Origin of the sequence: Streptomyces sp. NPDC008001, from assembly GCF_042958085.1 — a bacterium.
Lineage (GTDB): Bacteria > Actinomycetota > Actinomycetes > Streptomycetales > Streptomycetaceae > Streptomyces.
In genome coordinates this window covers 122,132-136,263 of sequence record NZ_JBIBIZ010000006.1, presented here as the reverse complement: position 1 = coordinate 136,263, position 14,132 = coordinate 122,132, and the positions used below count along the sequence as shown (strand labels likewise).

Annotated in this window: 15 protein-coding genes; 6 read left to right on the top strand and 9 right to left on the bottom strand. The window is 70.6% G+C overall.

The window, feature by feature from the left end:
* Positions 1–29 precede the first annotated feature (29 nt).
* Complete coding sequence (locus ACFZCD_RS17245) at positions 30–467, bottom strand: gamma-glutamylcyclotransferase (RefSeq protein ID WP_130879574.1); 438 nt, start codon at positions 465–467, stop codon at positions 30–32.
* 165 nt (positions 468–632) lie between these two features.
* Here ACFZCD_RS17245 and ACFZCD_RS17240 point away from each other — a divergent pair, with 165 nt between their 5' ends.
* Entirely contained in the window at positions 633–2,081 is a 1,449-nt protein-coding gene (locus ACFZCD_RS17240) for an NAD(P)H-quinone dehydrogenase (RefSeq protein WP_391831562.1), read from the top strand.
* Between the two features lie 184 nt (positions 2,082–2,265).
* On the top strand, positions 2,266–3,270 hold the full coding sequence (locus tag ACFZCD_RS17235; protein ID WP_391832233.1) for a DeoR/GlpR family DNA-binding transcription regulator: 1,005 nt from the start codon (positions 2,266–2,268) through the stop codon (positions 3,268–3,270).
* An 18-nt stretch (positions 3,271–3,288) separates the two neighbouring features.
* On the opposite strand, the gene ACFZCD_RS17230 is transcribed toward ACFZCD_RS17235, so the two are convergent.
* Both ACFZCD_RS17230 and ACFZCD_RS17225 read right to left on the bottom strand, forming a co-directional pair.
* A complete protein-coding gene (locus tag ACFZCD_RS17230) occupies positions 3,289–3,891 on the bottom strand; it encodes a TetR/AcrR family transcriptional regulator (RefSeq protein WP_391831560.1) in 603 nt (200 codons plus the stop codon).
* Between the two features lie 193 nt (positions 3,892–4,084).
* On the bottom strand, positions 4,085–5,842 hold the full coding sequence (locus ACFZCD_RS17225) for an acetyl/propionyl/methylcrotonyl-CoA carboxylase subunit alpha (protein WP_391829360.1): 1,758 nt from the start codon (positions 5,840–5,842) through the stop codon (positions 4,085–4,087).
* A gap of 480 nt (positions 5,843–6,322) precedes the next feature.
* Here ACFZCD_RS17225 and ACFZCD_RS17220 point away from each other — a divergent pair, with 480 nt between their 5' ends.
* Positions 6,323–6,760 (top strand): hypothetical protein, encoded by a 438-nt coding sequence (locus ACFZCD_RS17220; RefSeq protein WP_391831558.1) that lies wholly within the window; start codon positions 6,323–6,325, stop codon positions 6,758–6,760.
* Here ACFZCD_RS17220 and ACFZCD_RS17215 read toward each other — a convergent pair.
* Together ACFZCD_RS17215 and ACFZCD_RS17210 are read right to left on the bottom strand one after the other, a co-directional pair.
* A complete protein-coding gene (locus tag ACFZCD_RS17215; protein WP_391831556.1) occupies positions 6,730–7,530 on the bottom strand; it encodes an IclR family transcriptional regulator in 801 nt (266 codons plus the stop codon). The genes ACFZCD_RS17220 and ACFZCD_RS17215 overlap by 31 nt on opposite strands.
* Before the next feature lie 77 nt (positions 7,531–7,607).
* On the bottom strand, positions 7,608–8,174 hold the full coding sequence (locus ACFZCD_RS17210; protein WP_391831554.1) for a DJ-1/PfpI family protein: 567 nt from the start codon (positions 8,172–8,174) through the stop codon (positions 7,608–7,610).
* A gap of 800 nt (positions 8,175–8,974) precedes the next feature.
* On the opposite strand from ACFZCD_RS17210, the gene ACFZCD_RS17205 reads away from it, so the two are divergent.
* Entirely contained in the window at positions 8,975–10,039 is a 1,065-nt protein-coding gene (locus ACFZCD_RS17205) for a methyltransferase domain-containing protein (protein WP_391831552.1), read from the top strand.
* On the opposite strand, the gene ACFZCD_RS17200 is transcribed toward ACFZCD_RS17205, so the two are convergent.
* On the bottom strand, positions 10,020–10,205 hold the full coding sequence (locus ACFZCD_RS17200) for a DUF397 domain-containing protein (protein ID WP_391831550.1): 186 nt from the start codon (positions 10,203–10,205) through the stop codon (positions 10,020–10,022). The genes ACFZCD_RS17205 and ACFZCD_RS17200 overlap by 20 nt on opposite strands.
* Positions 10,202–11,035 carry a helix-turn-helix transcriptional regulator gene (locus ACFZCD_RS17195; RefSeq protein ID WP_391831548.1) on the bottom strand — a complete coding sequence of 278 codons (834 nt, stop codon included), beginning with the start codon at positions 11,033–11,035 and terminating at the stop codon, positions 10,202–10,204. Before ACFZCD_RS17195 ends, ACFZCD_RS17200 begins: the two co-directional genes overlap by 4 nt.
* 140 nt (positions 11,036–11,175) lie before the next feature.
* On the opposite strand from ACFZCD_RS17195, the gene ACFZCD_RS17190 reads away from it, so the two are divergent.
* Both ACFZCD_RS17190 and ACFZCD_RS17185 read left to right on the top strand, forming a co-directional pair.
* Positions 11,176–11,607 (top strand): hypothetical protein, encoded by a 432-nt coding sequence (locus ACFZCD_RS17190; protein WP_391831546.1) that lies wholly within the window; start codon positions 11,176–11,178, stop codon positions 11,605–11,607.
* Between the two features lie 16 nt (positions 11,608–11,623).
* The gene (locus ACFZCD_RS17185; RefSeq protein ID WP_391831544.1) at positions 11,624–11,926 is read left to right on the top strand and encodes a hypothetical protein; all 303 of its coding nucleotides are present in this window, start codon (positions 11,624–11,626) and stop codon (positions 11,924–11,926) included.
* A 28-nt stretch (positions 11,927–11,954) separates the two neighbouring features.
* Here the strand turns inward: ACFZCD_RS17185 and ACFZCD_RS17180 are convergent, their stop codons facing one another.
* Positions 11,955–12,572: a nucleoside triphosphate pyrophosphatase gene (locus ACFZCD_RS17180; RefSeq protein WP_391831542.1), complete on the bottom strand. Its 618-nt coding sequence runs from the start codon at positions 12,570–12,572 to the stop codon at positions 11,955–11,957.
* A gap of 32 nt (positions 12,573–12,604) precedes the next feature.
* Positions 12,605–14,068: a peptidoglycan D,D-transpeptidase FtsI family protein gene (locus ACFZCD_RS17175; RefSeq protein WP_391831540.1), complete on the bottom strand. Its 1,464-nt coding sequence runs from the start codon at positions 14,066–14,068 to the stop codon at positions 12,605–12,607.
* Between the last annotated feature and the right edge of the window lie 64 nt (positions 14,069–14,132).

The following is a 14,132-nucleotide window of genomic DNA, read 5'->3' as shown; positions in this document are numbered from 1 at the left end:
CGCAGTCGTCACCGCCCGGCCCCGGCCCGTCAGCAGGGGCGCTTGCGGAGCTCCATCACGTAATCGTGGGGAGCGCCCGCGGATTCCGCCGCGTCGGCGATCTCGCCGAGGTAGCGGGCGGAGGGCAGGCCGCCCTCGTAACCGTTCAGGACGTAGATCCACGCGGGCTCCTCGCCGTCCAGGGTGTGCACGCGGACCCGCATCCGGCGGTAGATGTCGAGGCCGACGCCCTCCCAACGGTCCATCGAGTCCTCGTCCATCGGAGCGATGTCGTAGAGCGCGACGAACACCTGGGAGCGCGGCGCCTCGACCACGGTCGCGAGCGCGCCTTCCCAGCCCATCTGCTCGCCTCCGAAGGTCAGCCGCCAGTCGGCGAGCCAGCCCGTGCCGCGCAGGGGCGAGTGGGGTGCGCGGCGGGACATCAGCCGCGCGTCGAGGTTGCCGGCGTACGCGGCGTAGAGCGACATGGTTTCGAGGGTACGGGAGTGAGGCGCGACGGCATTTGGGATGGCAGTCTCGAAGGGAGGTTCGTCCGGAACCTCCTGCCGGTTCTCGCACGGATTGCCGCATGGATGCGGGTACGGATCCGCGGTGGAGGCCCCGGGAGAAGTCGCTTCGACGGGTACGGGACAATGGAGTACGTGACTCGGATCGTGATCATCGGTGGCGGACCCGGCGGCTATGAGGCGGCGCTCGTCGCCGCGCAGCTCGGCGCGGAGGTGACCGTCGTCGACTGCGACGGTCTGGGCGGGGCGTCGGTGCTCACCGACTGCGTGCCCTCTAAGACGCTCATTGCGACGGCCGAGGTGATGACGACCTTCGACTCCTCGTACGAGGAGCTCGGGATCATCGTCGCCGACGACACGCCGCCCCTGGAGCAGGCGGCCCGGGTCGTCGGCGTGGACCTGGGCAAGGTGAACCGCCGTGTGAAGCGGCTGGCGCTCGCGCAGTCGCACGACATCACGGCGTCCGTCACGCGGGCGGGCGGCCGGGTGCTGCGCGGCCGGGGCCGGCTGGAGCCGAACCAGGCGCCGGACGGCTCGCGCCGGGTGGTCGTGCGGGCCGCGGACGGCACCGAGGAGACGCTGGTCGCGGACGCGGTCCTGGTGGCCACGGGCGCGCACCCGCGCGAGATCCCGGACGCCCTGCCGGACGGCGAGCGCATCCTGAACTGGACCCAGGTGTACGACCTGGAGGAGCTCCCCGAGGAGCTCATCGTGGTGGGCTCGGGCGTGACCGGCGCGGAGTTCGCCGGCGCGTACCAGGCGCTGGGGTCCAAGGTGACGCTGGTGTCCTCGCGGGACCGCGTGCTGCCGGGTGAGGACCCGGACGCCGCGGCCGTGCTGGAGGACGTCTTCCGGCGCCGCGGCATGAACGTGATGGCGCGGTCGCGGGCGCAGTCCGCGAAGAGGGTCGGTGACCGGGTCGAGGTCACGCTGGCCGATGGCCGTGTGATCACGGGCTCGCACTGCCTGATGGCCGTCGGCTCCATCCCCAACACCGAGGGGATCGGGCTGGAGGAGGCCGGGGTCCGGCTCAAGGAGTCCGGGCACATCTGGACCGACCGGGTCTCGCGCACCAGCGCCCCGGGCGTGTACGCCGCCGGTGACTGCACGGGCGTGCTCGCGCTCGCGTCGGTCGCGGCGATGCAGGGACGCATCGCGATGTACCACTTCCTGGGTGACGCGGTGGCGCCGCTCAACCTGAAGTCGGTCTCGGCGAACGTCTTCACGGACCCGGAGATCGCGACCGTCGGCTACACCCAGGCCGACGTCGACAGCGGCAAGATCGACGCGCGGGTGGTCAAGCTTCCGCTGCTGCGGAACCCGCGCGCGAAGATGCAGGGCATCCGGGACGGCTTCGTGAAGATGTTCTGCCGTCCGGGCACGGGCATCGTGGTGGGCGGCGTCGTGGTCGCCCCGCGGGCGAGCGAGCTCATCCACCCGATCTCCATCGCCGTGGACAACAGCCTCACGGTCGAGCAGATCGCCAACGCGTTCACGGTGTACCCGTCGCTGTCCGGTTCGCTCGCGGAGGTCGCGCGGCAGCTCCACACGCGGAAGACGCAGCGCGAGGCTTAGGGGCTCGATTGTCGCGCTGCGTGGTCGGGGAGGCTTTGGCCTTGAGTCCGGGCCTCCTATACCACTTTGGTCGTTCCGCAGCGGACAACTTCCGTTAATTGCTGCAACCTGCTGAAAACGGATGGTCGTTGGCGTTACTGTCGGTTTCGTGTTCGCTGCAGAACGTCGCCAACTGATCCTCGAAATGGTGCGGGCCAACGGGGCGGTTTCGCTCCGTGAGCTCGCCCGCGTCGTCCAGACCTCCGAAGTGACCGTACGGCGGGACGTGCGGGCACTGGAGGCCGAAGGACTCCTCGACCGCCGGCACGGCGGTGCGGTGCTGCCGGGCGGCTTCACCCGGGAGTCCGGCTTCCCCCAGAAATCCCATCTAGCGACCGCCGAGAAGACGGCCATCGCCGATCTCGCGGCGAGCTTCGTCGAAGAGGGCGAAGCCGTCGTCGTCGGCGCCGGCACGACCACGCAGGAGCTGGCCCGCCGGCTCGCGCGCGTGCCGGGACTGACCGTCGTCACCAACTCCCTGCTCGTCGCCCAGGCGCTGGCCCATGCCAACCGGGTCGAGGTCGTCATGACCGGCGGCACGCTGCGGGGGTCCAACTACGCGCTGGTGGGCAGCGGGGCGGAGCAGTCCCTGCACGGCCTGCGGGTCAGCCGGGCGTTCCTGTCGGGGAGCGGGCTGACCGCGGAGCGCGGCCTCTCCACGTCCAACATGCTCTCGGCGAGTGTGGACCGGGCGCTGGTGCAGGCGGCGGCGGAGGTGGTCGTGCTCGCGGACCACACCAAGCTGGGCACGGACACCATGTTCCAGACCGTGCCGACCGACGTGATCACGCGGCTGGTGACGGACGAGCCGCCGTCGCACGACGACCGCGCGGCGACGGAGCTGCAGGCCCTCGCGGACCAGGGCGTCCACATCTCGGTCGCCGGGCCCGGCGCGGGTGCCCCTGCGGGGCCCGGGCCGGGGCCCGAGCAGGTGCCGCAGCAGCAGCGGCGGCGGGATGTGCCCCCGCTGCCGGGCCAGCGCCGCACGCACGGCTCCGGCGGCCACGGCGGCCACCACTCGATGCCTCCGGGCGGCCAGTCCCAGGGCGGGGGCGGCGCCCCTTCGTCGCCCCAGCTGCGCAGCACGGGATCGCTGGGCGGCGAACCCCCGACGGCGAGAGTGGCCGACCTGGCCCCGAGGCGGCGGTAGCGGCGACGCTGGGTCGGGTCAGGGGCCTTCCGGGCACGGCTTCGTGGCCAGGCCCTGCAGCGTCAGGGTCAGGAGGCGGTCCGGCAAGTCCGGGTCCTCCGGGGACTGTTCGGCGGCGAGGGAGATCGCGTTCGTCAGCTGCATGACGTCGGTGATGCCGACGCCGGGGCGGACCGCTCCCGCCGCCTGCGCCCGTGCCAGCAGCACGCTCCCCGCCTCCCGCAGGGGAAGGCTGCAGCGGGACATCGCCGACGCCTCGTCCGACTGGGCCGCCAGCAGGGCCCGCGAGAGGCCCCGGTAGGTGCTGGCGTGCGTCACGCACGCCCGCAGCCACTCGACCAGCGCCCGGCACGGCTCGGGGGAGGCGAGGAGCTCGCGGGAGCGGGCGAGGAGGCCGTCGACCTCGACCTGGAAGACGGCGCTCATGAGCGCCGTGCGGTTGGGGAAGTGGCGGTAGAGCGTCCCGATGCCGACCCCGGCCCGGCGGGCGACGTCCTCCAGGGAGGTGTCCATGCCGTGCTCGGTGAAAGCGGTACGGGCCTCCACGAGCAGCCGCTCGTAGTTGCGCCGCGCGTCCGCGCGCATGGGGCGTGGTGACGCCTGCGTGATGTCCGTGGCCATGGCTGCCGAGTCCTCCCTCTCGCTCCCCGTCTGCCAAGGATGCCACTGGCCTTGGCGGCCGGAGGGCGCCATCCGTACGAGGGCCCCTGCGACGGCCCGCTGCGACGGCCCGTCCCACCTTCTGACGGGAACGGCCGCGGGCCCCCGCCGATCGCTCGGCAAGGGCCCGCAGGTCGTGGCTGACGGTGTCGCGTCAGTCCTTGATTTCGCAGATGACGGCGCCGGAGGAGACGGACGCGCCGACCTCGGCGGTGATGCCCTTGATCGTGCCCGCCCGGTGGGCGTTGAGGGGCTGTTCCATCTTCATCGCTTCGAGGACGACGACCAGTTCGCCCGCGGCGACTTCCTGGCCCTCCTCGACCGCGACCTTCACGATCGTGCCCTGCATCGGCGAGGTCAGCGCGTCACCGGAGGCGGCCGAGCCGGCCTTCTTCGCCGCACGCCGCTTGGGCTTGGCCCCGCCCGCCGCCGCCGTGCGCGCCAGCGTCATCCCCAGCGACGAGGGCAGCGAGACCTCCAGGCGCTTGCCGCCGACCTCGACCACGACCGTCTCCCGGCCCTCGGTCTCCGCCTCGTCCTCCGCCACCGCCGATCCCGCGAACGGCTCGATGGTGTTGTTGAACTCGGTTTCGATCCAGCGCGTGTGGACGTGGAAGGGGTCGGCGGTGAAGGCGGGGTCGGTGACCACGGCCTGGTGGAAGGGGATGGCCGTGGCCATGCCCTCCACCTTGAACTCCGCCAGCGCCCGCGCCGCCCGCTGCAGCGCCTGCTCCCGCGTCGCGCCGGTGACGATCAGCTTCGCCAGCAGCGAGTCCCACGCCGGACCGATCACACTGCCCGACTCCACGCCCGCATCCAGGCGCACGCCCGGACCCGAGGGGGCGTCGAAGCGGGTGACGGTGCCGGGGGCGGGCAGGAAGTTACGGCCCGGGTCCTCACCGTTGATGCGGAACTCGAAGGAGTGCCCGCGCATCGGCGGGTCGTCGTAGCCGAGCTCTTCGCCGTCGGCGATGCGGAACATCTCCCGCACCAGGTCGATGCCGGTGACCTCTTCGGTGACCGGGTGCTCGACCTGCAGACGCGTGTTGACCTCCAGGAAGGAGATCGTGCCGTCCTGGCCCACCAGGAACTCGCACGTGCCCGCACCCTCGTAGCCGGCCTCCCGCAGGATCGCCTTCGACGCCCGGTACAGCTCCGCATTCTGCTCCGGGGACAGGAACGGGGCGGGGGCTTCTTCGACCAGCTTCTGGTGGCGGCGCTGCAGCGAGCAGTCACGGGTGGAGACCACGACCACGTTGCCGTGCTTGTCGGCCAGGCACTGGGTTTCCACGTGCCGGGGCCGGTCGAGGTAGCGCTCGACGAAGCACTCGCCGCGGCCGAACGCGGCCACCGCCTCACGCACCGCCGAGTCATACAGCTCGGGAACCTCTTCCAGGGTCCGGGCGACCTTCAGACCGCGCCCGCCGCCACCGAAGGCCGCCTTGATCGCGATCGGCAGCCCGTGCTCCTGCGCGAACGCCACGACCTCTTCGGCGCCCGCGACGGGGTCGGCGGTGCCCGCGACCAGCGGCGCACCGGCCCGCTGGGCGATGTGACGGGCCGCCACCTTGTCGCCCAGGTCCCGGATCGCCTGCGGCGGCGGACCGATCCACGTCAGCCCCGCATCCAGGACCGCCTGCGCGAAATCGGCGTTCTCGGAGAGGAACCCGTACCCCGGGTGAACGGCATCCGCCCCCGACTCGGCCGCCGCGGCAAGCACCTTGGCCACATCGAGGTAACTCGTCGCCGGGGTGTCACCACCCAGCGCATACGCCTCATCAGCAACGCGGACATGCAGCGCGTCCCGGTCCGGATCCGCGTAGACCGCCACACTGGCAATCCCGGCGTCCCGGCACGCGCGAGCAACGCGGACAGCGATTTCGCCACGGTTGGCGATGAGCACCTTGCGCACGATGGCTCCCTCCTTGAAACAAGGTGAGTTTAGGTACTGGCGACACTCTGTGCCGAGCCGACTCCCTAGGTGAGCTTGCCCACACGGAGCGTGAACCGGAGGCCGTGTGCGCGCCGAAGTCCCCAGTTCTCCCACGGTACGCCGGGTGTAAGGGTCTCCGTCGGCCTTTGTCTGTGGCGGAGCTCTCGAAGTGCGGCGGCGCGCGGGATGCGGCTTTCTTTGTTGAGTCCCTACGAACGGGTGGCCCAAAGTTTGCGTGTGCGAGATCCGCGGGCACGGGCCCCGCGGGCCGGTCGTGAACCTGTGTGCGGATCCGGGCGGGATTCGGGCGGGATCCGAGCGCGGCCCGGCGCGTCCTCGGCCGGTCCCCTTGCCCCCGGATCTACCCGTGAGTAGCGTCCTCCCTAACGTCGTACCCGCGGTAACCAACGGAATCGCTCGCAGCCATCACCCGCCGGGGGCGGGAGCAGGGGGTGAGGCATGACCACCCGGTTCCGCCGGCCCGTCGCCGGCGCCACCGCGCTCGCCCTCGTCGTCGAGGGCCTGGGCATCGCCCTGATCAACTGGATCCTCGGCGTCGTCGTCCGCCGCCAGCACATGTCCCTCGCGGGCAGCGACCCCGGCCTCATGGCCGTCGCCGCGTGGATCGTCGGCGCCCTCTTCGCCCTCTACCTGCTGCTCTGCGCCGTCGTCGCCCTCCGCGCCGCCCTCCGCGACCGCCCGCCCCGTACGGCGGCCAGGATCCTGCTGATCACCTGCGGCGTCGTGCACGGCCTGCTGGGCGCGTTCTGCGTCGCCCTCGTCGGCTGGGGCGCGTTCGCGGCCGTCATGGCCGTCCTCGCCCTGATCGTCAGCACGCTGATGGCCTACGACCCGGAGCGCTGGGCTCAGCCGGTGGAGGCCGCCGCCCCGCGCTGACGGGCGGCCAACTTGGCCGCTTCCGCCGCCACGTGGCGCAGCGTGCCGGTCAGCTCCCGCTTGCGGCGGTGGAAGTCCTCCAGCGGCAGGGCCGCCGACACGGCCGTCAGCGCGCCGCGGCGGCCTCCCCGTACGACCGCCGGTGCGCCCGGTGCGCCCGCCGCGGCCGGCACGGGGACCGCCACGCACGCCACTCCCGGCGCGCACTCCTCCACCTCCACGGCGACCCCCTCCCGCCGCACCCGCCGCAGCTCCACGTCGAGGCGGTCCGGCGACGTGATCGTCCGCGGCGTGATCGCCCGCATCCCGGTGGCCGTGAGGTAGCGCATGCGGGCGGCCCGGGGGAGCGTCGAGAGCAGCATCTTGCCGTGGGCGGTGGCGTGCCCGTCCAGGTCCCGGCCCACCCCGAAGCCGCCCGTCGACGGCTCGGCGGCGTTCCCCGCGAGGACGGCGATGTCCCCGTTGCGGTAGGTGCTGAAGTACACGTCCGCGCCCGCCTCGCGCCGCGCCCTCAGCAGGAGCGCCTGCACGGCGTCGTCCAGCTGCATCTGGCGCTGGAACGCCTGGTGCAGGGCGGGTACGCGGTAGCCGAGCGTGTACCCGCCCGCCGTCCTGACCAGATGGCCGCGCTCCGTGAGCGTCCCGAGGATCTCGTACACCGTGGACAGGCCGCAGCCGAGCCGACGCGCGAGCGCCTTGGCCTGGACGGGGGCGCTCGCCGCGGCCACGGCGTCCAGTACGTCCAGGGCGCGGTCCACGGATCGGGACATGGCGGTACGGGGTTCCCTTCGGGCGGGGTCGGCGGACCCACCAGCCTCGCACAGGGAACCCCCGCCGGTGCCGGGGCCTAGCCCTTGACCGGCGCTTTCTCCCGGAGCAGCTCCACGAAGGCGCGCATCCACGCGGGCTGGTCGTTCCACGCCCGCGCGGACACCATGTTCCCGTCCACGACCGCCTCGGCGTCCACGAACGTGCCCCCCGCCAGCTGGACGTCCGGCCTGCAGGCGGGCCAGGCAGCGGTGCGGCGGCCCTTGAGGACGCCGAGCGGCGTCAGGGCGGTCACGGCGTGGCAGATGTGGGCGATGGGCCTGTTGTGCGCGAAGAACCACTTGATGATCCGCTGGAAGTCCGGATCCAGCCGCAGGAACTCCGGCGCACGGCCACCGGGGATGACCACCGCGGCGTAGTCCGCCGGATTCACGTTCGCGAGCGCGACGTCCGCGGGCCAGCTGTGCCCGAGCTTCTCCGTGTACGTGTCGAAACTCGCCACGAAGTCGTGCACGACGAACTGCAGCTGCTTCACGGTGGGAGCGGCGATGTCCACCTCGTACCCCTCCTCCAGCAGGCGCTGGTACGGGTACAGGACCTCCAGGTCCTCGGCGGCGTCGCCCGTCGTGATCAGAATTCTCGGCATGGCTGGCTCCTCGCTCCTCGGGGGTGGAGTCGTTGGCTCTACCGGAATATGCGCCTTGACATGTCCGAGAAAACTTGACGGGGGCGGGGTTGTTGCCGGGGATGTTGCCGGGGGTGTCCTGGTGGTGCGGTTCCGTGGGTTGGGTGCGGGTCAGAACAGGCTGGCAGCGGGGGGAGGGGTGGGGGTGCGGGTTCGGTGGCTTTTGTCTGAGGTGGGTGGGGTGTTGGCCGCCGTACTCGCGCCGTCGCGGATGCGGGTGCGTGAGGAGACCTTGCGCATGGGATGTGGCTGAGGGGGAGCTGGCTGCTGCCGCGATGTGTCTGGGCCCGTCGTGGGCGCTTCGCTCAGCTCGCCACCGCTGTGGCTGAGCGGGCGGCTGTTCCTGGGGTGTGGTTCCGGGACCACTTATCCGCCGTACGCACCCCCGAGCCGGTGGATTTCCGGGCCGTCAACCCCCACCCACCCGCACCCGGCCGCCCGGCCACCACGTACCCGCGCTGAGCGAAGCGCCCCCACCGGCCCCCGCCACATCGCGGCAGCAGCCCGCTCCCCGCCAGCCCAGGTCTATGCGCAAGGTCTCCTCACGCGCCCGCGTCCGTGACGGCACGAGTACGGCGGCCAAGCACCCACGAGCGCCGGACACCCGACGGAGCCGCGCCCCGCACCCCTCCCCCTGCTGCCAGCCTGTTCTGACCTCCGCCCCTACGAGACCGGAAGCCGCGCGACGGACCCCTGGGGTGTGCAGGGGCCGGTGTTTCTCAACCACTGGCGACAGTTGAGTCCGACACGGATCTGTCCTCTTGCGGACGCCCGCCCGGCACCTGCACGGTATCGGGCGAGCCCCCCCCGGCGGGTGGCGGGCCCGGTTCGACCGCTCCGAGAATCCGGCGCGCTGGGCCTGGGCCGTCTACGCGGACCTGCCACTCATCACCCAGGTCAACGAGGGCGCCGACCTCGGCGAGGACGCCTATCAGCGCCCCACATCCTCCAGTTCCATGCCGACCGTCATGCTCGACATGCTCGGCCTGCTGGACGTGCACGAGGGACATACGGTCTTCGAAGCCGGCGCCGGCACCGGGTACAACGCGGCCTGGCTCTGCCACCGTCTCGGAACCGGCCGCGTCACCACCATGGACGTGGATCCGCGCATCGCCAAACAGGCCGAGGACAACCTCGCCCGCGCCGGCTTCACCCCCCGCGTCCTGTGCGGCAACGCCGAAGAAGGATGCCCCCAGAGCGCCCCGTACGACCGCGTGCTCGCCACCTACACCGTGCCGCAGATCCCGTACGCCTGGGTCGAGCAGGCCCCCAGCGGCCGGATCGTCGCACCGTGGGGCGGCGGCCTGTTCCACTACAGCTACGCCGTCCTCGATGTCTCCGGTGGACGGGCCGAAGGCCGCTTCACCGGCAACCCTGCGTTCATGCACACACGCAGCCGCCCCGGCGGCGGAGGGCGCCTACGGGACTTCCTTCACCATGAGGACGACGGGGAGACGGGCCGCACCACCGTCTGCCCACTGGATGTCACCGATGACCCTGACGCCCTCTTCTACGTCGACCTGGCCGTCCCCGACGCCTGGCACTTCGTCGGCAAAGCCGAGGACGGCAGCGGCGAAGCCACCCTCTGGCTCTTCGCCCACGACAAGCAGTCCTGGGCGACCGCCGAGTACGTCCCGGGCGATCAGGCCGAGTACGAGGTCGAGCAGTACGGGTCCCGGCGGCTCTGGGACGAGGTGGAAGCGGGCTACCGGCAGTGGGAGCGGTACGGCCGCCCCGGCCGCGACCGCGCCGGACTCACCGTCGACCGTGCGGGGCAGTGGGTTTGGCTGGACGGCCCTGACAACGTCATCGCGTCGCGTAGCTGAGGAACGTTGACCAGGCGCCGGGGGCGATGGTGAGGGTGGGACCGGCGGGGTTCTTGGAGTCGCGTATGTGGACGGGGGATCGGTTGGGGTGTCTGGCGACTTCGACGCAGTCGCCCCCGTTGTCGCTGCTGTAGGTGGACTTCTGCCACTGCAAGGGTGCGCTCATAGCTCTCCTGCCAACCGCTCAATGAGGCCGAGTGATTCATCCGGGCCGAGGGCCTGTGCGCGGATCATCGCATAACGGTGGAAGTGCCGGGTTACCTCGGCAGGTTCGCTCAACAGGTTGCTGGTGTCCTGCACTTCCAGGTACACCATCATCCGGTGATCCGGCGTCTGCACTAGTTTCATGGGCCCTCGTACTCCAGCGTGCGCTCCCCGCAGGCCGCGGTCCAGTGGCAGCACTTGAATGGTGACGTTCGGGCGTTCGGCACATTCGAGAAGATGCTTCAGCTGGTTGCGCATGATGTCCCAACCGCCGAGTGGCCTTCGAAGAATCGCCTCTTCGAGAATGAGCTCGATCAGTGGCATCGGGTCGCGATCGAAGATTGCCTTGCGAGCCATCCGTGCTTCGACCAGTTCCTCCACCATGTGGTCGGGCAGGGGCGGGTATCCGCCACCGATAAGCGCCCGCGCGTACTCCTCGGTCTGGAACAGTCCGTTCACCAGGAAGGTCTCGAACGAGAGCAAGGTCAGCGCCTGCTGCTCAAGGCGCGCGAAGTCCTTGAAGAAGGTTGGGTACTTGTCCAGCCGCACGTACTTCTTCGCCGTAGTGAGGATGCCCATCCCGCAGCCGATGGTCTTCTCCAGACCGTCCAGCATCTTCTCGGTCGCAGGCTGTGCGCCTGTCTCAAGTGCGCTGATCGCCGACCCCGTGTAACCGATCTGGGCGCCCAGCTCCTCCTGGGTCATGCCCGACATCTTGCGCAGCAGTCGCACGATGTCGGAGGTGAGTTGTGCCGCTGTCGTCGCCCGGTCCTTGTTCTCCTGACTCGCCATTCCCCGGCCCCCGCTTCCACTCGACTCAACTGCACTCAAGGCGCGTTCGACTACAGCGCACCGTTAGTGAACGTCCACGCTCCGTGATGGAAAACCTAGCGGCCGTCGGTGATGCTCGTCACATGAACAGGCAAGGTCACGTGACCGAAATCGACTGGCTACCCCCCACCGGTCACCAACTCCGCAAAGCCGGCGTCCACTTCGACGCCGTCCGGGTCCGCGGCAGCGACGGGCGCCGGCTGGCCAATGCCATGGCCATGCTCACCTGCGGGCGGCCCGGTCCGATCATCGCGGAAGCGAATGGCCGCGCCGCCACGTACTTCCTCGTGGAACCGGGAAGCACCTCCGGCCGCCCCTGGCCGAAAGGTGTCGAGCGGCTCACCGGGGAATCCGGGGCGATCGACTACGTGCCCATTCCCGCGCTCTACGGCGCGACATGGCCGCTGTCGTGGTTCTGCGCGCCCACGCCCGACGCGCAGCTCGTGCACACGCTTCTGCTGCTGAGTGCGGCCCGTGCATTTCTGGGGTGCGCCCCCCGACTGGCGGAAGGAATGGTGACCGAGGGGCCGTGACCTCGTTGGTGCGGTCATGATGAAGCGCATTGCTGCTGCCGCCGTTCTCACCGGCGCCGTTCTCACCATGACCGCCACTGCCGCTTCGGCCGCCCCCATGCCCGCCGCCGCTCCCATGCCGCAGCCGCCCCAGGCCCAGTCCGGGGGCGTGATGGCTCCGCCGCCGCCGCAGATGGAGCGGCCGCCGACCAGCATTTCCCCCGACGCGACGAACCAGCTGGGCAAGCTGAACCAGCTCAACCAGCTGGGGCAGGCCACCCAGGCCCTCGACCCCGTACTGGGGCTGCTCGCTCCGGTGGCCGGTCTGCTGCCGATGTAAGACGGTACGGAAAGCGGACCGGGGGCCGTCAGGCCCAGAGGTCCGTGATGGACACCCCCAGCTCGGCGAGGAGCTTGCGGAGCAGGGGGAGGGAGAGTCCGACGACGTTGCCGTGGTCGCCGTCGATGCCCTCGATGAAGGGGGCGGAGCGGCCGTCGAGGGTGAAGGCGCCCGCGACGTACAGCGGCTCACCGGTCGCCACGTACGCGGCGATCTCCGCGTCGGAGGGCTCGCCGAACCGCACGGTCGTGGAAGCGGTCGCCGACACCCGGCGGCCCGCGCCCGCGGCCGTGTCGATGATGCAGTGGCCGGTCCGGAGGATCCCGGACCGGCCGCGCATCGACTTCCAGCGGGCGGTGGCGTCCTCGGCGTCCTCCGGCTTGCCGAGGGCCCGGCCGTCCAGCTCCAGGACGGAGTCGCAGCCGATGACCAGCGCCCCGGCCGCTTCCGGCCGGGCGGCGACCGCCTCGGCCTTGGCCTCGGCGAGGACGCGGGCCAGCTCGGCGGGGGTGGGCGCGGTGAGCGCGTCCTCATCGACGCCGCTGACGATCACCTCGGGGTTCAGCCCGGCCGCCTTGAGCAGGCCGAGGCGGGCGGGGGACTGGGAGCCGAGGACGAGGCGGCGCTGGGTGGTCATGTCCGCCATCGTAGACAACGCCGGGTCGCCGGCCGCCGCCCTCACTTCTTGATCACGGCCTCCATGACCTTCTTGGCGATGGGGCCCGCGAGGCCGCCGCCGGAGATCTGGTCGCGGTCGATGCCGGAGCCGTCGGGGTCGATGAAGACGGCGACGGCGACGGGCGAGCCGTCGCCCTGCTTGGCGTAGGAGACGAACCAGGCGTAGGGGAGCTTCTCGTTGTTGACGCCGTGCTGGGCGGTGCCGGTCTTGGCGCCGACGGTGACGCCGTCGATGAGGGCCTTCTTGCCGGTGCCGTTCTCGGCGGTGTTCTCCATCATCTCCTGCACCTTCTTCGCGGTGGCGGCGGAGACGGCCTGGGACATGACCTCGGGCTTGTGCTTCTCCAGCGTGTTGAGGTTCGGGTCGCGGAGCTCGTCGACGAGGTACGGCTTCATGAGCTTGCCGTCGTTGGCGAGGGCGGCGGTCATCATCGCGATCTGCAGCGGGGTGCTGTCGAGGCTGCCCTGGCCCATGCCGGTGAGGGCGGTCTGCGGGCGGTCGAGGTTCTTGGGGTAGATGCTCTCGACGGTGCCGTTGGGGATGAAGATGTCCTTGTTGTTGAAGCCGAACTTCTCGGCGGTCTCGCGCATCTTGTCCTTGCCCAGCTTGTCGGCCAGGTCGAGGAAGACGTTGTTGCAGGACCACTGCAGGCCGGCCTTCAGGGAGCCGTTGACGCACTCCTCGGTCTGGACGTCATTGCGGACCTTGGTGGTGCTGAGGGGGAGCGGGTACGGGACCGGGGCGCTGCCCTTGGCGTTGATGTCGCTGACGATGCCGTGTTCGAGGGCGGCCGCGGCGGTGAGGATCTTGAAGGTGGAACCCGGGGGGTAGCGCTCCTTGATCGCCCGGTTGACCAGCGGCTTGTCCTTGTCGGCCTCCAGCTTCTTGTACGCCTCCTGGTCCTTGAGCGTGTTGCCCGAGAAGACGGAGGGGTCGTAGGAGGGGGTGGAGGCGAGGGCGAGGATCTTGCCCGTGCGGGGGTCGAGGGCGACGACGGCGCCCTTGTACTTGCCGAGGCCCTCGAAGGCGGCCTTCTGCGCCCTGGGGTCGATGGTCGTCACCACGTCGCCGCCGCGGGGCTTCTTGCCGGTGAGCATGTCCGTGGTGCGCTGCAGGAACAGCTTGTCGTCCGTGCCGCTGAGCAGCTTGTTGTTGACGTACTCGAGCTGGCTGTTGCCGTAGAGCTGGGAGGAGTAGCCGGTCACCGGGGCGTACATCTCGCCGTCCTTGAACGTGCGCTTGTACTTGTAGTCGCCCGTGGTCTCCGAGGAGCCCGTGACCGGCTGGCCGCCGACGATGATGTTGCCGCGCGGCTGGGCGAAGGAGGCGATCTTCACCCGCTTGTTGTCCTTGTGGTTCGACAGCTCGTCGCTGCGGACGAACTGGACCCAGGTGGCCTGGACCAGCAGCGCCAGGACCAGCAGGCCGACAAAGACTGATATGTGGCGCACGGGCTTGTTCATGGTGTGACGCACTCCCCGGTTCGCGGCATTTCACTAGCCATGATGCGGGAGGGGAGGATTTGGT